Annotated in this window: 27 protein-coding genes and 1 pseudogene; 2 read left to right on the top strand and 26 right to left on the bottom strand. The window is 44.5% G+C overall.

Features of this window, described 5'->3' with window-relative positions:
* Nucleotides 1-10: 10 nt before the first annotated feature.
* Genes HGO97_RS12990 through HGO97_RS12980 form a run of 3 tightly spaced genes read right to left on the bottom strand, consistent with a single transcriptional unit; the run spans nucleotide 11 to nucleotide 3,808 of the window.
* A complete protein-coding gene (locus tag HGO97_RS12990) occupies nucleotides 11-1,411 on the bottom strand; it encodes an RsmF rRNA methyltransferase first C-terminal domain-containing protein (protein ID WP_216242325.1) in 1,401 nt (466 codons plus the stop codon).
* A gap of 53 nt (nucleotides 1,412-1,464) precedes the next feature.
* The gene (locus tag HGO97_RS12985; RefSeq protein ID WP_246597436.1) at nucleotides 1,465-2,340 is read right to left on the bottom strand and encodes a M23 family metallopeptidase; all 876 of its coding nucleotides are present in this window, start codon (nucleotides 2,338-2,340) and stop codon (nucleotides 1,465-1,467) included.
* 25 nt (nucleotides 2,341-2,365) lie between these two features.
* Entirely contained in the window at nucleotides 2,366-3,808 is a 1,443-nt protein-coding gene (locus HGO97_RS12980; RefSeq protein ID WP_216242322.1) for an aminoacyl-histidine dipeptidase, read from the bottom strand.
* A 120-nt stretch (nucleotides 3,809-3,928) separates the two neighbouring features.
* Between HGO97_RS12980 and HGO97_RS12975 the strand changes: the two genes are divergently transcribed.
* Nucleotides 3,929-4,867, top strand: a complete 939-nt coding sequence (locus tag HGO97_RS12975; RefSeq protein ID WP_216242320.1) for a transporter — start codon at nucleotides 3,929-3,931, stop codon at nucleotides 4,865-4,867.
* On the opposite strand, the gene HGO97_RS12970 is transcribed toward HGO97_RS12975, so the two are convergent.
* The 14 genes and pseudogenes from HGO97_RS12970 to HGO97_RS12905 all read right to left on the bottom strand — a co-directional run bounded on the left by HGO97_RS12970 (nucleotide 4,868) and on the right by HGO97_RS12905 (nucleotide 14,446).
* A complete protein-coding gene (locus HGO97_RS12970; RefSeq protein ID WP_216242318.1) occupies nucleotides 4,868-5,458 on the bottom strand; it encodes an ATP synthase subunit B family protein in 591 nt (196 codons plus the stop codon).
* A gap of 2 nt (nucleotides 5,459-5,460) precedes the next feature.
* Nucleotides 5,461-5,952, bottom strand: a complete 492-nt coding sequence (gene coaD, locus HGO97_RS12965; RefSeq protein WP_216242300.1) for a pantetheine-phosphate adenylyltransferase — start codon at nucleotides 5,950-5,952, stop codon at nucleotides 5,461-5,463.
* Nucleotides 5,946-6,515: a 16S rRNA (guanine(966)-N(2))-methyltransferase RsmD gene (gene rsmD, locus HGO97_RS12960; protein WP_216242298.1), complete on the bottom strand. Its 570-nt coding sequence runs from the start codon at nucleotides 6,513-6,515 to the stop codon at nucleotides 5,946-5,948. Before rsmD ends, coaD begins: the two co-directional genes overlap by 7 nt.
* 91 nt (nucleotides 6,516-6,606) lie before the next feature.
* Nucleotides 6,607-6,813: an alpha/beta-type small acid-soluble spore protein gene (locus tag HGO97_RS12955; RefSeq protein ID WP_009004297.1), complete on the bottom strand. Its 207-nt coding sequence runs from the start codon at nucleotides 6,811-6,813 to the stop codon at nucleotides 6,607-6,609.
* Nucleotides 6,814-6,982: 169 nt separating this feature from the next.
* Complete coding sequence (recG, locus tag HGO97_RS12950) at nucleotides 6,983-9,043, bottom strand: ATP-dependent DNA helicase RecG (RefSeq protein ID WP_216242295.1); 2,061 nt, start codon at nucleotides 9,041-9,043, stop codon at nucleotides 6,983-6,985.
* Nucleotides 9,044-9,213: 170 nt separating this feature from the next.
* Nucleotides 9,214-10,878: a DAK2 domain-containing protein gene (locus HGO97_RS12945; RefSeq protein ID WP_216242293.1), complete on the bottom strand. Its 1,665-nt coding sequence runs from the start codon at nucleotides 10,876-10,878 to the stop codon at nucleotides 9,214-9,216.
* Between the two features lie 14 nt (nucleotides 10,879-10,892).
* Entirely contained in the window at nucleotides 10,893-11,252 is a 360-nt protein-coding gene (locus HGO97_RS12940) for an Asp23/Gls24 family envelope stress response protein (RefSeq protein ID WP_216242579.1), read from the bottom strand.
* Between the two features lie 144 nt (nucleotides 11,253-11,396).
* The gene (locus HGO97_RS12935) at nucleotides 11,397-12,014 is read right to left on the bottom strand and encodes a cytidylate kinase-like family protein (RefSeq protein ID WP_330654255.1); all 618 of its coding nucleotides are present in this window, start codon (nucleotides 12,012-12,014) and stop codon (nucleotides 11,397-11,399) included.
* 112 nt (nucleotides 12,015-12,126) lie between these two features.
* Nucleotides 12,127-12,348: a DUF4318 domain-containing protein gene (locus tag HGO97_RS24025; RefSeq protein ID WP_216242291.1), complete on the bottom strand. Its 222-nt coding sequence runs from the start codon at nucleotides 12,346-12,348 to the stop codon at nucleotides 12,127-12,129.
* Nucleotides 12,349-12,361: 13 nt separating this feature from the next.
* Nucleotides 12,362-12,703 (bottom strand): LPS biosynthesis protein, encoded by a 342-nt coding sequence (locus HGO97_RS12925; protein WP_216242289.1) that lies wholly within the window; start codon nucleotides 12,701-12,703, stop codon nucleotides 12,362-12,364.
* A 165-nt stretch (nucleotides 12,704-12,868) separates the two neighbouring features.
* A pseudogene (locus tag HGO97_RS12920) lies at nucleotides 12,869-13,128 on the bottom strand (class I SAM-dependent methyltransferase); the annotation flags it as partial.
* Nucleotides 13,129-13,140: 12 nt separating this feature from the next.
* On the bottom strand, nucleotides 13,141-13,317 hold the full coding sequence (locus tag HGO97_RS12915) for a hypothetical protein (RefSeq protein WP_216242609.1): 177 nt from the start codon (nucleotides 13,315-13,317) through the stop codon (nucleotides 13,141-13,143).
* Between the two features lie 79 nt (nucleotides 13,318-13,396).
* On the bottom strand, nucleotides 13,397-13,795 hold the full coding sequence (locus HGO97_RS12910) for a DUF6483 family protein (protein WP_216242284.1): 399 nt from the start codon (nucleotides 13,793-13,795) through the stop codon (nucleotides 13,397-13,399).
* A gap of 66 nt (nucleotides 13,796-13,861) precedes the next feature.
* The gene (locus tag HGO97_RS12905) at nucleotides 13,862-14,446 is read right to left on the bottom strand and encodes an HD domain-containing protein (protein WP_216242282.1); all 585 of its coding nucleotides are present in this window, start codon (nucleotides 14,444-14,446) and stop codon (nucleotides 13,862-13,864) included.
* A 252-nt stretch (nucleotides 14,447-14,698) separates the two neighbouring features.
* Here HGO97_RS12905 and rpmB point away from each other — a divergent pair, with 252 nt between their 5' ends.
* Complete coding sequence (gene rpmB, locus HGO97_RS12900) at nucleotides 14,699-14,884, top strand: 50S ribosomal protein L28 (RefSeq protein WP_025657513.1); 186 nt, start codon at nucleotides 14,699-14,701, stop codon at nucleotides 14,882-14,884.
* A gap of 193 nt (nucleotides 14,885-15,077) precedes the next feature.
* On the opposite strand, the gene HGO97_RS24020 is transcribed toward rpmB, so the two are convergent.
* The 9 genes from HGO97_RS24020 to ruvB all read right to left on the bottom strand — a co-directional run bounded on the left by HGO97_RS24020 (nucleotide 15,078) and on the right by ruvB (nucleotide 24,089).
* Nucleotides 15,078-15,212, bottom strand: a complete 135-nt coding sequence (locus HGO97_RS24020; RefSeq protein WP_281419954.1) for a hypothetical protein — start codon at nucleotides 15,210-15,212, stop codon at nucleotides 15,078-15,080.
* 50 nt (nucleotides 15,213-15,262) lie between these two features.
* Entirely contained in the window at nucleotides 15,263-15,676 is a 414-nt protein-coding gene (locus tag HGO97_RS12895) for a GerW family sporulation protein (protein WP_216242280.1), read from the bottom strand.
* A 20-nt stretch (nucleotides 15,677-15,696) separates the two neighbouring features.
* The gene (locus HGO97_RS12890; RefSeq protein ID WP_216242278.1) at nucleotides 15,697-16,788 is read right to left on the bottom strand and encodes a DUF2953 domain-containing protein; all 1,092 of its coding nucleotides are present in this window, start codon (nucleotides 16,786-16,788) and stop codon (nucleotides 15,697-15,699) included.
* Between the two features lie 6 nt (nucleotides 16,789-16,794).
* Nucleotides 16,795-17,139: a hypothetical protein gene (locus HGO97_RS12885; protein WP_216242276.1), complete on the bottom strand. Its 345-nt coding sequence runs from the start codon at nucleotides 17,137-17,139 to the stop codon at nucleotides 16,795-16,797.
* Between the two features lie 25 nt (nucleotides 17,140-17,164).
* Nucleotides 17,165-18,517 carry a peptidoglycan D,D-transpeptidase FtsI family protein gene (locus HGO97_RS12880; protein WP_216242274.1) on the bottom strand — a complete coding sequence of 451 codons (1,353 nt, stop codon included), beginning with the start codon at nucleotides 18,515-18,517 and terminating at the stop codon, nucleotides 17,165-17,167.
* A 37-nt stretch (nucleotides 18,518-18,554) separates the two neighbouring features.
* A complete protein-coding gene (locus HGO97_RS12875) occupies nucleotides 18,555-19,997 on the bottom strand; it encodes an FtsW/RodA/SpoVE family cell cycle protein (RefSeq protein ID WP_216242272.1) in 1,443 nt (480 codons plus the stop codon).
* 13 nt (nucleotides 19,998-20,010) lie between these two features.
* Nucleotides 20,011-22,452, bottom strand: a complete 2,442-nt coding sequence (locus HGO97_RS12870) for a U32 family peptidase (protein WP_216242270.1) — start codon at nucleotides 22,450-22,452, stop codon at nucleotides 20,011-20,013.
* A 48-nt stretch (nucleotides 22,453-22,500) separates the two neighbouring features.
* Nucleotides 22,501-22,911, bottom strand: coding sequence for a cell division protein ZapA (zapA, locus tag HGO97_RS12865; protein ID WP_216242268.1), 411 nt, complete (start codon nucleotides 22,909-22,911; stop codon nucleotides 22,501-22,503).
* Nucleotides 22,912-23,090: 179 nt separating this feature from the next.
* Nucleotides 23,091-24,089, bottom strand: coding sequence for a Holliday junction branch migration DNA helicase RuvB (gene ruvB / locus HGO97_RS12860; protein ID WP_216242266.1), 999 nt, complete (start codon nucleotides 24,087-24,089; stop codon nucleotides 23,091-23,093).
* Nucleotides 24,090-24,102: the final 13 nt, after the last annotated feature.

Genomic DNA, 24,102 nt, shown 5'->3' with positions numbered 1-24,102 from the left:
TATACAGGACTTAATAGGTTCCCTGCCCCATCCACCGCCATCCCGGCAGATATTTATTCTTTAGCGTCTGGTTGGAAAGCTTTCCGAATCCAAGTGGATATCCGTCCACGCAGACCAGATACCAGCCCTTCGCTTTACGATCCACCAGATCCTCGACATCCAGCGTATCTCCCTTTAAATACTTCACGACACGTTCATCTTGAAGCGGCAGGTCCAAAATCTTTGCATATTCCTCTTTTTTTAGGCACATAGCAAGCGCCTGACTAGGCTCGAACCGGTTCTTTTTGAGTTCCCCCAGAAGTAGCCCGGAACGTAAGAACCGTACCCCTTTCAGGTCTGGAAGACCCTGAGGCATATAATAGACACGCTCTCCATGTATATCCAGGCAGGCTGCATCCAGCTCCCAGTCCACATCGTCAAAGAATTCCTCCAGCTCCTTAGGCAGCTTTTTCTTCTGTAATCCCTTTAACACTCTGTTTGATGCAGCCCTTTCCTCCAATTTTCCCTTTCGAAGGAGTGCCAGATAATGTCCCTCTCCCTTCATTTTGTGCGGGAAAATGCGGACTGTATTTAGAAGATCCGGATTTTTACTTACGGAAACCTCCGGCATCCCCTGTGCAAAGCCCTCATAGGATTCCATTCGGCAGATTTCAAATTCAGGATACTTTGAAAGTAGATATTCGATCGTCTGTTCATTCTCACTGGGGTCAAAGGTACAGGTGGAATACAATAGCATCCCGCCCGGCTTCAACATCGCTGCGGCCTGCGTGATGATGCTCCTTTGAAGCTTGGAAAAAAACTCTGGTCCATGTTCTTCCCATGCCTTTACCATCTTCTTATCCTTACGGAACATCCCTTCCCCGGAACAGGGGGCATCGATCAGAATCTTATCAAAATACTCCGGGAAATACTCTGTCAGCTTTCCCGGCTCTTCACTCAATACCATCATGTTCCCGATTCCGAATAACTCCAGATTTTTCAAAAGGCCCTTGGCCCTTGAACTGCTGATATCATTGGCAATCAGAACGCCCTCTCCCAACAGTCTGGCCCCCAATTCTGTGGCCTTTCCTCCTGGAGCGGCACAGACATCCAGCACCTTATCGCCCGGCTCTATGGGAAGACGGTCTGCCGGGGTCATAGCACTCGGCTCCTGCAGATAATACAGCCCAGCAAAATAATAGGGGTGCTTCGCCGGCTGTGCTGTCTCCCCGTCATAATAGAAGCCATTGTGTATCCATGGAATCGGTTCAAGCGGCCAGGGGGCAATCTTTAAAAATTCCTCGACCGTAATCTTGTTCGTATTCACTCGAAGCCCATAATGGCGCGCTTCATCGAAACATTTTATATAATCTTCATACTCATCCTTTAACAGGCTTTTCATCTTTTCTTCAAATGCTTTTGGTAAGTTCATATCATTTCCTCCACATGGAAATGATTATATCATACCTTGTTCGGCAGTACAAGTTAAGGTGCATAGACACATTTTATCTTTCTATTCTCGATAAAACGCAGTACCCAGTAAGGATCTACGCTGATTTCCTCATCCCCGTGGAACAGATAGATACCTACGTGGAGGTGCACTGGAAAATTCCCGGTCGTCCCCTCTTTCTTGCTATATCCGGTATCCCCCATATACCCCAGAAGATCCCCGGCACGTACCGTATCACCCTCCTTAATATCTGCATAAGAATCCAGATGTGCATAATAGAAATATGTTCCGCCCGGTGCCACGATTCCAAGCCGCCAGCCTCCTTGTTCCAGCCAGCCCTTATGGCGTACGACACCATCCGTCATACTGACCACCGGATACAGGCCGCGCACATTTTCATCCGCCATGATATCGGTTCCTTCATGTCCCCGCTTTCCTCCGTAATTTCGTTCAAACATCCAGGAATCCACATAAGAAACACCGTAATCCTTCCCTCTGGAGGGCTGGGGAATAGGAAAATACCGGACATCATTCCAGATTCCGCGGCACTGCTTAAGATAACTGTCCCAGCCGTCACGCCCTGCCCATTTGTCCTCCAGCCCTAAAAAGGTTTCTTTCTTAAGCCCTGCATCTAACCTGTCTCTTCCAAAATCTGTTTCCAACAAATAAAGACCCAGGTCCTTGCCCGGGTCTTTTGTATTCTGTATGTAACTTAACACTTCCTCATTCAAGGTCTGCCTTCGAAAGCCATCCTTTGTCACTGTATCCTCACTCAGCCTTGAAAATCCTCCCAAAAGAAGGACTTCATGTATACCAATGGAAAGAAACAATGCCAAAATCAGGTTCAGCAGCACCAGGTTGTGCAGTCTTCTCTGCCTCATGTCTGGAACAACCCCTTTTAAACTGATCATTCCAATATATGAGCCACTGTCTGTCCTACTTGCATTCTTTGAGAATTTCCTTCATCAGATTCCACATTCTGCCTGTAGAAGCAATATCCAGACGCTCATTCACGGAGTGGATATCAGCCATCTTCGGGCCGATGGAAACGCAGTCTAACTCTGGCTTCTTTCCAGAAAGCAGTCCGCACTCTAAGCCAGCATGGATTGTTGAGATATTCGGCTTTCTGCCATATACTCTCTCAAATACATCCGCAACGATCGGGCGGATCTTTGAATTCTCTTTGTACATCCAAGCCGGATATGCACCTGAAAGTTCATAGGTCCCGCCGAGGAACTCTGCCCAGCCGATGAATGCTTCTTTTAATTCTTCCAATTTAGAAGATACAGAGCTTCTGATCAACAGGACAAAGGAAACCTTTCCTTCCTCTGTCGTAACAACACCAAGGTTGTCAGAGGTCTCTACCAGTCCCTTTAAGGAACGGCTGAATCCATAGACTCCATTCTGGCAGTTATTGATAAAGAAAATAACTTTCTTCATATCCATATCCGTCATAACAGACTTTTCTGCGTTCTCTGTCTTATTCACGATCACATCCAGATCTGGCTCATCAGCACCAAATTCCTGCTTCCAGATATTCAGCATATTCTCGATGATCACTTCTGCCTTGATACTGTCATGTACTACAATTGTAAACTTACAGGAAGATGGGATGACATTATCCTTTGCTCCTCCCTGGATATCTGAAAGAGCAATATCCATGGTCTCGTTCAGACGGTTCAAAAGACGTCCTGCAAGCTTGTTCGCATTCCCTCTCTGCTGGTCGATCTCCTGCCCTGAATGTCCGCCCTTTAATCCTCTGATCACGACTTCCAGACAGTCACCTGTCATTGACTTTCTTCCGATCGGCAGATTCAGGCGGAAGCTTAATCCTCCGGCACATCCTGCAATGATCGTATCCTCATCCTCAGAATCCAGGTTGATCAGCATCTTTCCATTGATCGGTGACAAATCGATTCCTTCTGCACCGCCCATTCCCACTTCTTCGTCCACAGTAAAAATCGCTTCCAAAGGTGGATGTGGAATATCATCGCTGTCCAGCAGAGCCAGAGCCATCGCTACGGCGATACCATCGTCTGCCCCCAATGTAGTGTCCCTGGCCTTTACAAATCCATCCTCAACATACAGATCTAGTGGATCTTTTGTGAAATCGTGGTCAGAAAGCTCTGTCTTCTCACATACCATATCCAGATGTCCCTGAATGATGACCGGATCACTCTCCTCGTACCCTTCTGTACCCGGCTTTTTGATGATCACATTGTTGATCTCATCCTGGATCACTTCAAGACCTCTGTCATTCGCGAACTTCACACAGTAGTCACTGACTTCCTTTGTGTTGAATGTCCCCCTCGGAATCTGGCTGAGCTCCTCAAAATAATGAAATACTTCCTTTGGTTCTAAATTGTCTAAAATTGGCATTGTTTCATTCCCCTTCCTGTATAAATTCCTGCTACTATTTTGTCATAATATTCATAAAAAATCAACCAATTTCATATATCTTTACTAATATTTATTGTTAAAAATCACGGGAGGCCTTTCATGAAGCGTAACCTGCCTGGAATCGGGATCGTGGTGCTGTTTGCCGTCATGCTGATTTCTCCGAAGGCAGTATTCAATGGGGCGAGTGAAGGTCTTCTTCTCTGGTTCCAGATCATACTGCCGACCTTATTTCCATTTATCATCATTACCAATCTGCTTCTTAGCACAGACAGTATCCATTACATATCCAATGCCGTCGGAGCCGTCCTCTGCCGGCTTTTCAAAGTTTCCGAAAATGGGAGCTTTGCTGTCATCGTCGGTTTTCTTTGCGGCTACCCGATGGGAGCAAAGGTGACTGCCGATCTGATCACCTCCGGCTATGTTACCCGTGAAGAAGGGCGCTACCTGCTTTCCTTCTGTAATAATACAAGTCCTGTCTTCATTCTGAATTTCATTGTATGGAAAACACTCAGAAGGGAAGAACTGCTCGTGCCCTCCCTGCTCATTCTTCTTGGTACCCCCATGCTGATGAGCCTTATCTTCCGCAGGTTCTACTTAAAGGGACGACGACAGTTTGAATACCCAGATATGAAAAAAGAAGCGAAGGATGAGAAAACAGATTGGAATTTTCGAATCATGGACACCTGTATCATGGACAGCTTTGAGACCATTACGAAAGTAGGCGGATATATCATACTTTTTTCTGTCATCCTGGAACTTGTCCGATCCATTCCCTGGCAGATACCAGCAGTCACCTGGCTTCTTCCTTCCCTGGAAGTGACCAATGGAATCGTACTGATCGGAAAGTCTGCTCTCCCTCTGACCGTACAATATCCGGCGATTCTTGCCCTGACATCCTTTGGCGGCTTCTGTGCTGTGGCACAGACACAATGTATGATTCAAAAGACCAGCCTCTCGATTTTACCTTATACAATAGAAAAGCTGGCAACCGCTATGGTCACCAGCCTGTTTGCATTCCTCTATATTACATTCTGCTGATTACATCTCACCTGACATATCCTGTGGGATATACTCACCGCCGTTTTCATCTGGAACTTCCAGTTCTGCACGGTTCGTGCGTACGACGTCGTAGCACTCCTGAAGAGAATTGATCAGTCCGTCATACTTCGTTGTATAGCTGTCCAGTGTATGTCCGATGATACTCTCTGCATTCGCGAGCAGGTCATCTGTATACTGGATAGCACCGATCCGAATCGCATTGGCATCCTCTGTTGCATTATCGATGATCTCCTGTGCCTGGGCGGTTGCCTGTGTCACGATCTCATTCGCCTGCGCGTATGCCTGCTGCATGATCTCATGCTCACTTACCAGCTCTGTGGTCTGCACCTGTGCCTCTTCGATCATAGCGTCTGCCTTCGCCTGCGCATCTGCCAGGATTGCATCCCGGTTAGCGATGATCTTCTGATATCTCTTAATCTCATCTGGCGTCTTCATCCTGAGTTCCCGCAGCAACTCATCCAGATGTTCCTTATTCACGATGATCTTGGTCGTGGACAATGGCTGAAACTTACAGTCTCTGTCAATGTACTCCTCGATCTCTTCAATAATCTGCTCAATGCGGCTGCTCATAGTTACACTCTCCTTTTTACTTTCATCTTTTTCTCCAGTTCCACAGCAACAGCCTCCGGCACAAATTGTGATATATCTCCCCCAAAAGCTGCAATCTCCTTGACGGTGGTGGAACTTAAGTAAGAATATTCAATACTCGTTGTCAAGAACATCGTCTCGACACTTGGTTCCAGTTTATGATTCGTCTGGGACATCTGTAATTCATATTCAAAGTCCGTAATCGCTCTCAGTCCCCTGATCACGACATCAGCCCCCTGTTGTCTTGCAAAGTCAATCAATAACCCATTGAATAGGACAATCTTCACATTACCCAGATCTTTGGTTACTTCCTCTAACATTTTAACACGTTCTTCCGCAGAAAACAACGGCATTTTCGCATTATTGTTCAGTACTCCGACAATTAATTCATCCACGATTTTACAGGATCTTTTGATGACATCCAAGTGCCCGTATGTAACCGGGTCAAAGCTTCCCGGGTAAATTGCTCTTAACATATTTCTTCCTTTCCAGCCTTTTCCATGAAGACATGCTTATTCGTTTTATAGACTTTTTCCTTGAGAAGATGAAAACCAAGCTCCTCCAAATAAGAAAAATCAGTTTCTTTTGACGCTTCTACAATGATCAATGTATCCTCGTACACAAGCTGGGAATCCGCCAGGTACTCCAATACCGTCTTCTCAAATCCTCTGTCATAGGGCGGGTCCATGAAGATAAAATCAAACACCTTCTCGCCCTCCAACTGATACAGCGCCGTCATGACGTCCCTTGTCATCGTCACTGCTTTATGCTCCAGTCTTGTGAACTTTAAATTCTCCTTGATGCATGACATCGCCTTCGGGCTGTTCTCCACGAATACAGCTTCCCTCGCGCCTCGGCTCAACGCCTCTATCCCAATTCCGCCGCTTCCCGAGAATAGATCTAAAAAGATGCTGTCATAAATCTCTGGAGCGATCATATTGAATAATGTCTCTTTAATCCTGTCAGTTGTCGGTCTTGTATCCAGCCCATCTAATGTCTTAAGTTGTAATCTTTTGGCACTTCCTGCAATGACTCTCATTTGTTAACACCCTCATTCTTCTAACTATGCTGAATTTTAGCAGAAAAAAGCACCTAGGTCAATCCTAAGTGCTTTTTCTTACGAAATTTGCTTATTTACCAGCCATCTGTCTTTCCTGCTGTTCGATCATTTTCTTGACCATATATCCGCCAACTGATCCATTCTGCTTAGATGTTAAATCTCCGTTGTAACCGTCTGAAAGCGGTACTCCCAGCTCACTTGCTACCTCGTATTTGAATTTGTCCAGTGCGCTTTTAGCCTCTGGTACGGCTGCTCTGTTTGATGAACGACTTGCCATGATTATTTCCTCCTTCTCGTAACTTTTCTTCGTTACATTTTCAGATTTTTTAGTAACACTCTTGTGTGTTACAACCATAGTATATGGAGGATTCGTTGTTTTACTCTTGGAAGTTCCTGCCTGTTTTTACGTTTTTTGTAAAATGATCACAAGCAGCCTTTTATCTGACTTAAAGCGTTGTCTCCAACATGATTTCGGACATGTAGTGCTGAATATGTTCTTTCAATTTGATATGATCTTCCTGTTTCAATTCAGGGTCCTCAGCAAGAAGCCTCGACGCTGCCTCATTTGCTTTTTGAAGGATCTTTGCGTCCTGAAACACATCTCCCAGACGGAAATCCAGAAGACCGCTCTGTCGGATTCCGAACAGATCGCCCGGGCCTCTCAGACGCAGGTCCTCGGATGCAATAAAGAATCCGTCGTTTGATTTATTTAATATCTCCAAACGTTCTTTTGTCTCTTTTGCCTTGGAGGCACTCATAAAAATACAGTAGGACTGATGCTTTCCTCTTCCGACTCTTCCCCTGAGCTGATGGAGCTGTGCCAGACCGAAGCGTTCTGCATTTTCAATCATCATGACTGTGGCGTTGGGCACATCTATCCCCACCTCGATTACCGTTGTGGAGACAAGGATCTGAATCTCATTTCTGCCAAATGCTTCCATGATCTCATCCTTTTCTGCCTGCTTCATCTTTCCGTGCAGATATGCGATCTGAATACCGCTGCCAAGCGATTCCCGAAGGAGCTGGGTATAATCGATGACATTTTCTGCCTCCATATTCTCGCTTTCCTCCACCATCGGACAGATCACATAGCACTGTCGTCCGGCCTCGACCTGTTTCTGCATGAAATGATATGCCGTGTTCCGATATCCAGTATCTACCACACAATTTTTAATCGGCAGACGGTTCTTCGGAAGCTCATCAATCACAGAGATATCCAGATCACCGTACAGAATGATTGCTAATGTCCTCGGAATCGGTGTGGCACTCATGACCAGTATATGCGGCATCTGCCCCTTTCCAGCCAGCCTTTCCCGCTGCTTCACTCCAAAACGGTGCTGTTCATCTGTCACCACCAGGGCAAGATTTTTATATACGGCCTTCTCCTGAATCAGCGCATGCGTTCCAACAATGATGTCTGCCTCCCCGGAAGCAATCGTCTCATAGACACCGCGCTTTTCTTTCGCCGTCATAGATCCTGTCAGAAGAACTGTCTTGAGTGGAATTTTATACTGTGCGAACATCAAGCTGATATTTTCATAATGCTGCTTGGCAAGTACCTCCGTCGGAGCCATCAGGGCTCCCTGATATCCATTCAACCCTGCATACATCAGCCCTAAGAGTGCCACGATCGTCTTTCCAGATCCTACGTCTCCCTGAACGAGCCGTGACATAACATGGGGACCTGACATATCCCGTTTCATCTCCATCCATACTTTCTTCTGTGCACTGGTCAGCTCATATGGAAGGGCATTCAGGAACATTTCTATCTTTTCCTGCTCCTCGAACTGAAATCCATTGACCGCTTTATCTTCTCTGCTTTTTAAGAAGCGCAGAGACAGAATAAAGACCAGAAATTCCTCGAAGACAAGACGTTCCCTTGCATGGTAGAATTCTTCTTTATCCTCTGGAAAATGGATTCCCTTTACGGCATAATCGTACTCTGCCAGTCCGTATTGAATGCAGAGATCCGCAGGGAGAAATTCCTGTTTTGAATCCAAGAACTCCACTGCCTGTGACATCGCCTTTTTCACCGCATTATTCGTAAGTCCTGCCGTGAGCGGATAGACTGGCTGCATAGTATTACGCTTCTCCTCATACTTTACACTGGGATAAAAAATCTCAGGATGCTCCATCACAAGTCCATCCCGTTTTCTAACGATGCGTCCTCTTAAGGTGATCACACCGCCCCGTCCGAGCGTATTCCTAAGGAACGGCATTCGAAACCAGATCACCTTCAATGTGCCCGTGATATCCTTGAGATACAGGGTCGTGACCTGCATATTACGGTTTTTGCTCACCTGGACCTTACCGAAAATCGCTCCAGTGATCGTGACTGTCTTTCCCTCCTGCGCCTCTCCAATCGAAACAGGGTCATCATACACGTCATATCCACGCGGATAATAACGCAGAAGGTCACCAATCGTATATACACCGGCCTTACCAAATAATGCTTCTGTTTTTTCACCGATTCCTTTTAAGGAACTGATTTTAGAATTTTCATTCATCGGCTTTTTTATTCACCTGCCTGTTAAATTCTTTTTCATGAAACTGCTGTTTCTAACATTTTTCGATATATTAGATAAGGATAACATGCTGGTCATCCTAAAAGCTGGAAACGGGTCAGCGCCCTATAAGGGAACTGGCCCGTTTTATCTCCATCTTTCTGTGTATCTTCTTATTCTACGGATAATACGTAATAGTAGATCGGTTGGCCGCCTGAGTGAGCATCCACATCTGCATCAGGGTACAATTCCTCGATCTCCTGTGCAAAACGCATAGCATCCTCTTCCAGAATATCCTGACCATAGTACAGACTGATCAGCTCTGTATCATCATCTACCAACTGTGCCAGCATCTCTTTCGCGGTCGCCTCGACAGACTGTCCAACGGAAAGGATTCCTGCATCGCCGATTCCCATGATATCGCCTTCATGAATCTCCTTATCATCAATCTTAGTGTCTCTGACAGCATAGGTCACTTGTCCGGTCTTCACGTTCTTGATTTCCTCATTCATCGTCTCGAAGTTCGTGTCCACATCTGCCTCAGGCATGTAATTAATGATTGCTGTGATTCCCTGCGGCACCGTCTTAGTCGGAATGACGAGGATATCTTTGTCCTTCGTCAGCATCTGTGCCTGGTTTGCCGCCAGGATAATGTTCTTATTATTTGGAAGAATGAAGATATGATCTGCATTCACCTCATCGATTGCTGTCAGCATGTCCTCTGTGCTCGGATTCATTGTCTGGCCGCCTTCGATGATATAATCAACCCCCAGCTCTCTGAAGATTTCATTCATACCCTCACCGATGGATACAGCAATGAAACCAACAGATTTTCTCGGCTCCTCTTTTCTGCGCTCTTCCTTCTGCTTAGCTGCAAGCTTCTCGGAATCACGAATCAGCTTCTCCTGATGCTCTTCGCGCATATTATCAATCTTCATTCTGGAAAGCTGTCCATAAGTCAACGCCTTCTGGATCGCCAGACCCGGATCATTCGTATGCACATGTATCTTCACGATATCGTCATCTGCAACACAGACGATAGAATCACCGATTGATTCCAGATAAGCCTTAAATTCTGTCTCATCTTTATCATTAAATTCCTTCTCGACCATAATGATGAATTCTGTACAGTAACCGAACTTGATATCTGTCTCTGCCTGTGCTCCTGGCTTTACCATGGTCGTACCGGAACTAGCTTCGATTGCAGTGTAGTCGATCTCTTTTCCCTGGAATGCATCATATGCACCGTTGAGTACTTCTAATAACCCCTGTCCGCCAGAATCCACAACTCCTGCTTCTTTGAGAACCGGCAGCATCTCCGGTGTCTTGGACAATACATATTCTGCATGCTTGAGTACCTCCGGGATAAAGACTTCCAGGTCATCCGTTGTCTCTGCCATCTCGGCCGCCTTCTGTGCAACTCCCTTAGCCACTGTCAGGATGGTTCCCTCCTTTGGCTTCATGACCGCTTTATATGCCGTCGCGCGGGCACGCTCACAAGCTCTGGCCAGAATCGGTGCGTCAATCTCTTTATACTCCCGAATCTCCTTTGTGAATCCACGCAGAAGCTGGGACAGGATTACACCGGAGTTTCCTCTTGCCCCGCGCAGGGAACCAGAAGAAATCGCCTTGGACACAGTCATCATATCTGGATTCTCCAAGCCGCTGACTTCTTTCGCAGCAGACATGATGGTCAATGTCATATTCGTCCCTGTGTCTCCATCAGGAACAGGAAACACATTCAGTTCATTAATAAATTCCTTTTTTGCCTCCAGATTTGCTGCCCCCGCTAAAAACATCTTCGTAAGCAGCTCTGTATTTATCGTTTTTGTTGCCACGACAAGTATCCTCCTTAATCAATCACTCTGACACCTTCGACGAAGATGTTTATTTTCTCTACAGTCATACCGGTAAACTCTTCTACCTTATACTTTACATTGTTCATCAGATTGTCAGAAACTGAAAGAATATTCACTCCATATGCAACAATCACGTGAAAATCCAGCGTCAGGATGTTCTCGTCAGAAATCTCAACATGGATACCGTGGGACAGGCTCTCTTTCTTCAAAAGCCTAACCAGGCCATCCTTCATATTAACCGCAGCCATCCCGACGATTCCAAAACACTCTACCGCCACGGAGCCTGCATACTTGGAAATTACATCTGGATTGACTGTAATGATTCCAAGATCTGTACTCATGCTACCTTTCATCATATATTCCCTCCAATTCTTATATGGATTCCTGCAAATCTACACCAGCAGCGAAAAGCCGCTGACCCGCCCGTAATAAAAAAACGCGCAGTATGCCCCATTAGGCATAATCAACAGAAGTATTATACTCTCTTTATTCAAAATTTACAATATAGATTCGTAAAGTGCTGCTAAAACGTCAAGAATCTGCTCCTCTGAAATACTGCCGCTGTTCAGACAGAGGTCATATTGTGTCATATCTTCCCATCTAAGATCTGTAAAATAGTTATAATAATATCTCCGCTGTTTGTCAATCTTTTTGATCAAAAGTGAGGCTTCCCGCTCATCAATAGATGCTCTTTGCATGATTGTCTCCACACGCTTCTCAAAAGGTGCATGGATAAAAACGCTCCTGCAGCCTTCGCAGCCCTTTAAAATATCGTTCGCACATCGTCCTACGATAATGCAGTCTTCCTTTCTGGCCAGATCTTTGATAATCTCCATCTGTGTATAGAAAAGCACATCATTCATCGGTTCAAAACGGAACTGCTTCGACATCTGTACATCATCCTCGACTGGATAACGCCATGGGTTTGCACGTTTTTCATCCACTTTGAGAAGTTCTTCATAAGTAATGTTCTGCATCTCGCCCGCAATCTTGATCAATTCCTTGTCATAATAATGAATCCCGAGCCTTTCAGATAATTTCTTTGCAATCTCATGGCCGTTGCTTCCATACTGTCTTCCAATCGTAATCACCCGTCTGCCCATAGTCTTCCCCACTTTCCGCCCAGTTCAATGGCTGCTTATTCGTTTTTTTGTATACCTTAATTTTATCATGAAACCCAGGTTATGTGAACATCCAATTTACGAAGCTGGTTCTTATGCCTTGAAACTATTTTTCTTTACACTTGATTCCATAATTCCCTCTGCTGCCTGTTTCATAACCTCGGTAGATTTCATATTTGATACCATCTATTTCTACTTCATCGTCACCTGTAAATGTACAGGCAGACCCATTTTCCTCACAATATTTTGTGATGGCATCCATTGTTTTATCTAATGTTGGATAATTTGTACTATCTTCATAGGGAACCCAAAACGTCTTTTTAAACACAACTCTTCCTCCTTTAATCTTCTTTCTGAAATTCTTTTCTAAGCACCTCTTTCGGTGGTTCGATTTCATTGGCAATTGTATGCTCTGTCAATTCCGAAAGTAATTTAATCTTTTTATTGATCACCGGCCTCATGCAGTTCGGAACATGCTCCTGATGTGCCCTGTGTATTGCCACGCATTCCTTGCAGTTTCCATGATAACGGCAGGCTTTCTGGCAGGGGCAGTGATCCTTTTCCCGATACTCCTTACGAAAGGCGGCCGCAAACTCTTCCTGCAGTCTTAGCCCTTCCTGACGGTTTCCTTTATGGAACTGCTCCATCGCGTCCAATTCTTTCTGATTCCCTTCTATAACCATATATGTATACCCTCCATAAATGTTATTTCATTTCGGCTTTCTTATGCCTTTTGTTTCAACTCCAGCATGGCCGCATAGTGTCTGATAGTAAATTGCTCTGGTGCAATTTCAGTTCTTCTGTTGGCACATTAAGATATTCAACCTTCTGGTTCAGTTCCTCCGACATTTTCCTTGCTTGCATGATCTGATTCTCTGCAATATCTGTTCCTACCCACTTAGCACCATACTGATACATATTTCTTGGTAGGACAACCCGTTCCTGTCCCTAAGTCCAACACGTTCTGTCCTGCAATACATAGATTTCTGTCGAGAATCTTCTTATAGAATACATCTGGATAGATGTCCCTGTATTTCGCATAATCTGCGGATGTCTTTCCCCAGTCAAAGGCCTTCCCTGAATCAATGCTGCTGTTTTTAATTTCCATCCACGCCTTCTCCTATTCTTTTTTAAGTCTGATTGTACTGTATGATACAGCAGCTACACCAACGAGCATCATCAGTCCGTCAATCCTCACGATCATATCAGACAGAGGTGAGAAAAAGAAATGTACCCCCATTATCAATAACGTGAAAACTAAAACCATTGCACCTGCTATCTGGATTTTTTTCATCATTTTCTTCTCCCTCTCTCATCTATATTTTTCTACTTTAATTGTAACACAAAAATCTCAACATGTCCGTCTTATTATCCGTTTAACTCTCTACCTGCTCCAGAATATCACACGCTTCCCCATATCCTGCATTTCTGGCAAGCTGCTGCATCCCTTCGAGCACTTCCTCCTCCGAATAATTGTGCTGTTTTAAAAATTCTTGTCCTTTTTGACTTACGTATTGATAAAACAGAAGGGCCGCTGCAACTTCCTCATTGCTGTCATAATCAATTTCGTCCAGAAGAAGATTCTCCGCCTCATTGATCTCGCCCCGGTCGACCATGGCTTTATAATCACCTAATTTCTTACCTGAGACTTCATACTTATTCTCATCTTCCAGTTCGACCTGTACATATTTTTTACCCAACATTAAGGAAAAAAGAACTCTTGCAACCTCCTTGATCATCCTCATGATATAGTCTTTCTCATCACTATAAAGCATAACTGTCACCTTTCCTTTCTATAGCAGTCTCAGATCCCAATGCTTTAAACTCACAGATATCGCATTCTAAGCTTTTATATGCATATTAGTATCGTGATCCAGTAATTTCCGCAATTCCTGCAGGAGCGGATTCTCTGAAAAATACTGTTTCCCATAATCCAGGTTAAATTCATAATCAAAATCTGGTGGATTCTCCCCTTGATTATGCTGTATAATCGTCTCCGCCTTATCCAGTGCCTTCACAAGCCTTGCCTCGGTAGTTCTATTCTCATTATATTCCAACCAAAGCTTAAAGAGTTCCTCAGCCTGGCTTTCTGGCAGCAGGGATAGCACCCTTTTTGCATCCTTCTCTTCTGCCTCATGTTTTTCACCTTCATCTGGATTCGAGGCCGCTGAAATATCTCCTATATATAGTTCTCCTAAGTCATGTACTAAACACATCATCAACGTTTTGGAAAGATCAACTTCAAAGGATGGGGCCAGAAGCCCTGCCAACAAAGTCAGTCTCCAACAATGTTCTGCCGTACTCTCCCTGCGGCCAGAGCTCCCCCAGGCCTCGCGCAGAACTGATTTTAATCCCTCCACCTCTTTGATGAACATGATTTGTTTTTCTAATACAGCAAAATCACCATTCTTCTTATCTATTGTCATAAAACAATCTGCCTTTCTTCCTATTTTTCCCTAAATTTTATATATTCATAGAATACACCCGACACACTAAACTATCAACCTCTTTACAGAGCAAAAGACTCTTATAAATATGATCTTTCGACCATACTGATTCCATCCTATGTAATAATTTGTAAAATTTAGAAAAAAGACTTGCAATAGAATAACCTTTCTGCTAAAATAACAGTGTTGTGAGTCTGTATGGACTATTTCAGATTGTTAGGAGGTGCAATGATGGCTAAATGTGCTATTTGTGAAAAGGGTGCTCACTTCGGCAACAACGTAAGTCACTCTCATAGAAAATCACCAAAAATGTGGAAATCAAATGTGAAGTCCGTTAGAGTGAAAACAGAAGGCGGATCTAAGAAAATGTACGTTTGTACATCCTGCTTAAAATCAGGACGCGTAGAACGCGCTTAATGAAAAGCATTTAACTGACACGGAGGTACTCACTTAGGTGGGTACTTTTTTTGTGCTCAAAAATACACCCAAAAGGTATATCATACCGCCTAATGTATAAATTCATATTACTGCATAAGGGACAAAAAAAATTGGAAATATACAAGATACAAATTGTATATTTCCAAGATTATTTTTGTATTCACTTTTCATTCTATCCGCAAAAAAGATTGTATCCTACCGCAAGGCTGATAAAAATGATTATCAGACCTATGGCATTAGGCAGGATCAGCATGAGAAACATTCCAATTGCGAACCAGATTAATGCGAACCCTATTACTTTTTTCATGAGATACCAGGCTCCCGGCAGGATGTTTGGTATATTTTATGCAGAAACGATTAGATCTGTGCATCATTTTCGTCTGCATCCTCAGAATTCAGGATGTCCATCACATCTTCCTCTGTTACTTTATCCTCTTTCCTCGTTGTAAACTTATCTACCATCTCAGGTACCATATCCAATATCTTTGTAATAGTATCCTGATTCTTAATGTTGACTAATTTAGTAGTTCCATTTTTAATGACAAGAACTGCACTGGGGGTCACTTTTCCACCCATACCGCCCATTCCTTTGTTTTTCTTATCCGCAAGAAAGGAACCCGCACCGATTCCAAAGGATACATCCACCAGCGGCAGGATGGTGGTATCTCCTACCTGGATTGCATCTCCCACCACGGTCTTAGACGTCACAACACCGTCCATTCCCTGAAATAATGCCTCTACTGTTGCTTTAAAGTTGTTTTCTTCTGCCATGCCTGAATCCTCCCTTGATTCTATAATTTAAAATTCCTTATATGCTTGAACGTGATTCGAACATTTTTGTTCCATACCAGATGCCATAGTAACGCGGCCATCGGAAACACTCTAATCTTGCCTGATATAAAAAGCTGCCCATTCAATACCTTATTTTCAAAATCAGGCTGAATATTTACATGTTCACCTACGAACGGATATATCATACTTAAAGCCGCCAGTACCTGCCCTGTCAAATATGGGTCCGTAAAACCATATTCAATATCCGCTTCCATCTGCTTTGGCTTTAGACGTCGAAGAATTCTCTTTAATTCTTTCAGGACCACAGCCAATGCGTTACGATGTACTTCATCCGTAATCAGATCAGTCAGTTTTTCTTTCTTATCCGCCAGTGATTTTATAGTATCACAGATTTTCTCAAATGTATATTTGAACTTCTCAAAAAGCTTCTGGATTTTTATTTCCAACCTCTCAAAGAAGCTCTTCTTAGGAGGCTTGGCTTTGACAGCAGTTTTTTCATTCTTTGCCTTAGCGCTTGTACGGGACTTCCTTGTACTGGTATCCTCCTTCGAAACTGTTTCTTTGAGAACTGTTTCTTTGAAAGGAATCGCCTCAGGACCTTGGGTCTCCAGACCAGCTTTCCCCTCTGATAATTCTATTTCAGACGGAACTGCCTCCTGTGTTGGGGGCAGGCTGCGTTCTTCTTCCTGATCTTTTAAAAGCTCCTCCATCTTACGTACATCAGAAACAAATTCCTTGGACTCCGTATGAACCTCTTCATCCTGGGATGCTCCTTCCTTTGTCTTTTCTGGGCCTGCATTGTCGAAATCTTGCGTTTCCATCTCTTCCTCTTCCCGGATTTTTTTCCAGGCGATTCGAACGACCCAGTCCAGATTTCCCTTATCATACTCTACAAGTCCACCGACCAGATGAAACAGCCAGGAGAATTGAATCTTCCCATACAGAGAATCCAGATCTCCTTTGCATTTTCCCTCAATATGGTAACAAAGGGGCACAAAAAGGACAATACAAATAAGCAATACGATCAGTCCTAGTATTGCAAGCAATATCCATCCTATAATTTTCAGAATCAACAGGATTATATGTAACATCTGCCTTTACACTCTGCCTTCCTCATATTCTTTTTGACGCTTCTCAATGTATCCCCGTATATCCGTACCTTTGGTCTTTTCATAAATCTCTGTGACTATCTGCTCAATCATATACACAGCATCATCATATCCATTCGCGATTCCCACCACAAAAAGGGGAGTGTCTTCGTAGATATGCTGTTTTAAAAGCAGGGAAGAATAAAATTCCAGATGGTTCTGTCTTCCCTGTGCAAGGGTAATCACATAAATCGAGGGCTGCGCTTTATTTTCTAAAAGCTTCCTGCACACCTTTTCCTTTTTCTTTTCCAATTCTTCACTGACGTATAAATCAAAGTAAAAAGTCATCTGCATATTCTTCACCACTTTTGGTCACATATTATTGATAGTAATAAGCATCCAGCACCTGTTTTGCGATAGGCACTGCCTTTGCACCGGCGTTCCCATCATACCCTTCGATAATGACACTGATGACCAACTCTGGATTATCTACATTGGTAAATCCCATGAACCAGGAATGGGTCTTCTCGCCGTCATCCATACTGTACTCTGCTGTTCCGGTCTTGCCCGCTGCTGTATAAGACTGCCCGCTCAACATGGTGGCTGTACCTTCATCTACGACTGCCTTCATATAATCCTTGAGCTGTGCTGCCTCATCCGAAGTCATCAGCTTCTTATAGCTCTTTGGAACATTCTTGCGCACTTCTGCCCCGCTGTAATTCGTCACCTTCTCCACAAGATATGGTTCCATCAGTGTTCCTCCGTTAGCGATAGCAGATGTAATCAGAGCCATATGGTAGGGGCTGACCAGCGTCTCGCCCTGCCCCATCGCAGTCATCATCATCTCTGCACCGGTGGATTTCTCATTGATCTTAAAGGAGCTCTTAGAATAATCCAGTACAGATGGAAGCTTCTTATTAAATAAAAGGTCTTCTGCCGTTTTCCGGTACTCGGTCTTATTTAAAGACAGACCAATATTGGCAAAGGAGGAGTTACAGGAATTTGCCATGGAGCTTCTCAGATCCTCCAGCCCATGTACTGTACTGTCAAAGCAATGGATCGTTGTTCCATCTGCAGTGATCTCACCCGCACAGTCATAGCTGTAATTTGCATAATCACTGTGCTCCCTCATATATTCCAATGCCGTGACCACCTTAAAAGTAGATCCTGGTGCATATTGTCCCTGTGTTGCCCTGTTCAAAAGAGGGCTGTTGCTGTCATCTGCATTCAAGGCATCCCAGTTCGCCTCCACGCTATTGGGGTCAAAGGTCGGACCAGATACCATAGCCAGAATCTTACCTGTTCCCGGTTCCATCACCACGATTGCGCCCTTGTTGTCTCCCAAAGCATTATACGCAGCCTGCTGAAGGTCGGCATCCAATGTCGTGACAACCGTATCTCCCATATTCTTTTCATCCTTAAATTCATTCATCAGCTTTTCTACAAAGAAGGAATCCGTTGTCAGCAGATTGAAGTTCTCAATCGATTCCAATCCACATTTCCCTGTAGATGGATAACTGAAACCGACCACATGTGCGAACGCAGCTCCATAGGGATAGCTGCGCAGCTCACTGCCGTCTTCTCCGACCTGTGTCTCTGCAAGAACATTGCCTTTCTTATCTACAATACTTCCCCGGATGATCCGGTCTGCAAATGCATCCTGTCTTTCGTTATACGGGCTGTTTACAATGGTCTTCGCCCGCACAATATTAAAATAAACAATATAAGCCATCAGAGCCAGGAACAGTGCTACAAAAAAATATGTGACCCTAGCGAATTCTTTGTTGCGGAACTTCTTCGAACGCGGGCTTTTTCTTTGGCTGCTGTCTTGGCGGCTGTTTTTTCCTCGGCGCCCTTCTCGGCGGCTCATTTCTTCGTAATTCTCTCTCTCTTCTCTTCTCAATAATCTCTTCCTCGTCTTCTCTTAAAATATACAGGCCCTGTATAATCCCAAACATGATCATTGTACTCAGCATGGAGCTTCCTCCATAGCTGACGAGCGGCAGTGTCACTCCCGTAGAAGGGATGAACTTCGTAACTCCACCGATTGTCAGGAATACCTGGAAAATATAGCAGGTTCCAAGACCAAGAGCTATTAATTTATAGAACTGGTTGCGAATTGCCATCGCAATATTTAAAAACATCACATAACAGCTTACGCATACCAGAATCAGACATAACGCAAATATCAGTCCCAGCTCCTCCGAAATCGCGGAGAAGATAAAATCCTCCTCAGCTACCGGAATACTGTCAGGAAGGCCCTGATAAAGCCCCATACCGAACCAGCTTCCGGTTCCGATTGCAAACAATGACTGTGCGACCTGATAGCCGCCCTCGCTATAGGAAGCAAAAGGGTCCTGCCATGCAGAAACACGTACCTTGATATGGCTGAACAAATGATAACCGACCACCGCAGCCACACTGCCGCCGCCCACGCCTGCAATCGCATAGAATGGATTCCTGGTCGCTACATAAAGCATAACCAAATATACCACGAACATAATCAATGCTGCCCCTAAATCTGTAGAAAGTACAAGGATCAGCACATGTGCCGCAGCAATTGCCGTTGTGATCACTACATTTTTAAATGTCGTGGACTTATTTAAGCTTGCTGCTACATAAAAAACAAATAAAATCTTCACGAATTCCGAAGGCTGCACACCAAACCCGGCAATCGTGAATCCCAGCTTTGCCCCGTCTGAAAGCTGTCCTAATACCGCAACGGCCCCCAATGCAAGGATTCCCACTCCTGCATAGATATAGCCCCAGTCCTTCAAAAAGCGCAGCTTTCGAATCAGAACCGGAACGGCAAGTCCAATGGCAGTGCCAATGACTGCAAAAATAAACTGCTTCACGGCCTTTTGATATGTCAGCCTCGTAATCATGATGAATCCGATACTGAGCAGCATGCACATATTATTTACAATCAATCTCGATACTTTCGGATATAAGACCCTGTACAGCACCAAGATCGCAATGAGCAATATCACCTGTGCCAGATAGAACAGCACAAGCTTCTTCTCCTCTGTCTGCAGGTACATGACCAGATAAGCAGTGAATTGAATCAGGAACATCAATATATTCTGCCTGATCAGGATCCATTTCTTATCCTCCTCATATACCTTGGCAAATACTGAAAAGCACGAAAAAGTATAGACGGCCATCAGTATGATGATAATATACTTTGATAATTCTACAATAACATTAACCATTTTTCACCTGCTTCTAAGTTATTCCCCGTTTAAAATGTCCTCTTATAAAATCCGTATCAGCAAGATTAGCCTGATGACCCCTGTAGTACAGATCACCACACAGCTTCAAGATACGCGCAGTCTCCTTGGCATCCTCTAAAGTAAAGGAGAGCCTGATTCCTGCCGGATTCAGCTTCTGAATAGCTCCCCTTAGGTCTGCAAGGAAAAGTACGGAGGTATGGTATATCATATTATAACAGAAATTGCAGCAATTGCGGACCGGCAGTCTTTTCTGATACCGGTCTGTCATCCAGACGATCCCTGGACACTTCGTGCATCCTTTTGTCGTCTTTGTGATACACTGTGCAGATATCATAGCCGGAAGCCGTCCATATAGGATCAGCTCTGCTTCCTGTAATCCCAGACAGGCCAATTCTCTCTCATTGAGCTCCGCCGGAGCTGTGAAAGAAAATACCCCCTGCTTCTTCCAGAATTCCTTTGCCTCCTGATTGAATACATATAGATTATGGTCCAATATGACCGTCTTGTCAAATCCATGTTCCCTTAAAAAATGAAAACTCTCATAATTGCGTATCAGAACGCCGTCAAAATCAAATGCCAGAAAAGCCTTGTATTCCCTGTCAAAAAGCTCCAAAGCATCCTTCCTGAAAATATGCGGCATGGCAAGAAAAATTTCCTTTCCCTGTCTTTTACATTCCTCTCTCAAGGAAATCAACTCATGATCCTCGAACAGACGGGCAGAAATATTGCTGTCCATATAAATTCTGGATACATCGCCGGACTCTGCTGCAGCCTTGAACTGTTCTTTGGATTCTACTGACACAAAGAAACCTGGCATTTTTACCGATTCCCTGGAAAGATCCCGGGCAGCTTGTGTCTGGCTGTACTTAGCATCCGTGTTTGAATAAGTGCCTTCCTCTTCTGTCACATTTCTGTGAAACGAAGCACATATTTTTTGTTCCAATTGTTCCAACGCCCTGCGTCTCAATTCATTGATTCTCTGCATGGGCAGGAAAATATTCCCTTCTGTTACAATCTCCAAATTTTCAAAATAAAATTCTGTGTTGCCTGTTTTCTTTAACTGCTTTTCCAGACGCGCCTGGTCCAATGGCTGATTCTTAGCCGTTTCTGTGAGTTCTTCCGAACAGACTGTCACCGAAATACTGCCCTTTTTCACGGTCAATACTGCCGGTTCATTTACTTTTACAGTCAGCTTCCCTTCTATTGGTTCCTGTATTGTGCCTGCCCCATAGCTCTCCTGTATCTCATCTAACAGCTCTTGGTTTCGAAGTCTATATAAGACTGTCCCTTTAGTATACTGCTTACCGCGTGGAACAAGAATCTGTACGATTTCATCCTTTTGAGCCCCTTTTCCAAACGTATAATTATTCTTTGTATCCGAACTTCCTCTTGGCCCATCTAATTCCAGGATGTCCCCCTTGTGAATCTCTGTCAGGGCTTTTGCGCTTAACTCCCTGCCTCTCTGAGAAAGGACCTTCACTGCCGCGACACCTGCATGGTTCGGACGCTTCAGGGAAAGCATGTCCCGCCCATTGTGCTGCTGATAATATCCTTTATTGAAACCTCCCCGGTTATAGATATCCATCAGCTTTACTTTATCCTTCTCTTCTACGGTGAACCCTTTCTTTCCTTTTTCTAAATAAAGGTCCGTATACTTCCTGTACAGGGAAGTTACTAAAGCCACATATTCCGGCTTTTTCATCCTTCCTTCTATCTTAAACGAATCAATGCCCGCCTCTGCCATCTCAGGAATCAACTCTAACGTACAGATGTCTTTCAGACTCAGAACATACTCTTTTTTTCCATCGACGGTATATGGAAGTCTACATGGCTGTGCACACTGCCCTCTGTTGCCGCTCCTTCCACCGATCAGACTGCTTAACAGACACTGTCCAGAATAACAATAGCATAATGCACCATGTACAAAGCATTCGACCTCCATCCCTGTTCTATCCGAAATCTCCTTTACTTCATCCAGAGAAAGCTCTCTGGATGGCACGACACGCTCTGCACCTTGCTCTTTCAAAAAAAGAGCGCCCTCTGCATTTGTTAAAGTCATCTGCGTGCTTGCATGGATGGATAATCCTGGGAAATGCCTTCTCACATAGTTCAGCACTCCCACATCCTGTACGATCACTGCATCCAGCCCGCCTTGATATAAAGGTTTAAGATACTCATACAATGTATTCAGCTCTGTGTCCTTTAGAAGAGTATTCACGGTCAGATAGAACTTCCTGCCGTGCAGGTGTGCATAATCGATTGCCTCCAAAAGCTTCTCTTCTGTAAAATTATCTGCAAATGCTCTTGCACCAAAACGAGGGCCGCCTGCATAAACTGCATCCGCCCCTGCTCTTATTGCCGCCAGAAAACTCTCATATGAGCCGGCCGGCGCCAATATCTCTATTTGCTTCTTACCTTGATTACCCCTTGTCAAATCTGCTCCTCCACAAATGAAATAAGCTGTCCTTATGACAGCCTATTTTTATTTCCTGCGATTCTTCATCTCGGTCTCTAACTTCACGATCTGCATCTGCAGGTCGTTGTTCTCTTCCTTCATCTTCGCCAGTTCTTTCTCAGCATTTTCAAGCTTGATCTGGACTGATATCAGTTCGTGCTTCAAGTCGTACATCTCTTTATCTTTCAGTTCGATATCATTCTCAAGGGAATCACCCTGCTTCTTCGCTTTAAAGTAGTCGTCTGCGATATTCAGGGCAAGGAGTACGTTCCGGGTATCCGAACTCTGCTTGCGGTACCCTTCGCTGTTCGCACATTCTGTAATTTTATGGTTCAGATAGGAAGAAACTTTTTGAAGATATTCTTCTCCTTCAAAGCCGCTTAATGTATATACTTTTCCTCCAATTAAAACTTCGGTGTAATGTTTTGCTGAACTCATAGCATCCTCCTCGCGTTTCTTACCTGTTATTATAAACTATATGAAAACAAAAACCAACCATTTTTTCAAGTTATTTCCTCTAATTCCGGTGATTTCTTCCTGTTTATCTGCCAGGCAGTTCCCTCTACGGGCCATTTCACGTATGAACCGGGTATCCGTCCTATGAAATGGCATCCCCACTATTCGCTGTATGGGATTCCCAGGTGGGCATATGCAAATTCAGTTGCCACCCTTCCCCTTGGGGTACGCTGTATGAATCCGGTCTTTAACAAATATGGTTCATACACATCTTCCAATGTTCCTGCATCCTCTGATATGGATGCCGCCAGTGTATCCAGTCCCACAGGTCCGCCCTGGAACTTCTCGATCATTGTCAGCAGGATGTTCCTGTCGATATGATCCAGACCATGCTTATCTACATCCAGCAAATCGAGTGCATAGTTCGCCACTGCCTCTGTGATCACACCGTCATATTTCACCTGAGCAAAATCCCGCACCCTTTTTAAGAGACGGTTCGCAAGCCGCGGAGTTCCTCTGGAACGCTTGGCAAGTTCCAGGGCGCCCCTCTCATCGATCTCCACGCCCAGTACCTGGGCAGAACGCAGAATAATCGTCTTCAATTCCTGTTCTGTATAGAATTCCAGATGATTCACGACACCAAAACGGTCGCGCAGAGGTGCCGTCAGCATTCCTGCCCTTGTGGTGGCACCGACCAGTGTGAACTTGGGAAGATCCAGGCGGATGGACCGGGCAGTCGCCCCTTTTCCAATCATGATATCAATCGCATAATCCTCCATAGCTGGATAAAGTACCTCCTCCACCTGACGGTTCAGTCGGTGAATCTCATCCACAAAAAGGACATCATTCTCCTGAAGATTGTTCAGAATAGCTGCCATCTCCCCTGGCTTCTCAATTGCCGGACCAGATGTGATCTTCATATTGACTCCCATCTCATTCGCAATGATCCCTGCAAGCGTCGTCTTACCAAGTCCCGGAGGGCCATAGAACAATACGTGGTCCAGAGCCTCCCCGCGTTCCTTGGCCGCCTTGATATAGATCTTCAAGGTCTCCTTCGCCTTCTCCTGGCCGATATAATCCTCCAGAAACTGTGGACGCAGACTGCTCTCGATTTTTACATCTTCTTCCAGATTTTCCGTTGTGATAATTCGTTTTCCCATATGCTCCCTCTAT

Source organism: Faecalicatena faecalis, assembly GCF_012524165.2.
GTDB classification, from domain to species: Bacteria; Bacillota; Clostridia; order Lachnospirales; family Lachnospiraceae; genus Faecalicatena_A; species Faecalicatena_A faecalis.
This window is presented reverse-complemented; position numbering and strand designations above follow the sequence as displayed.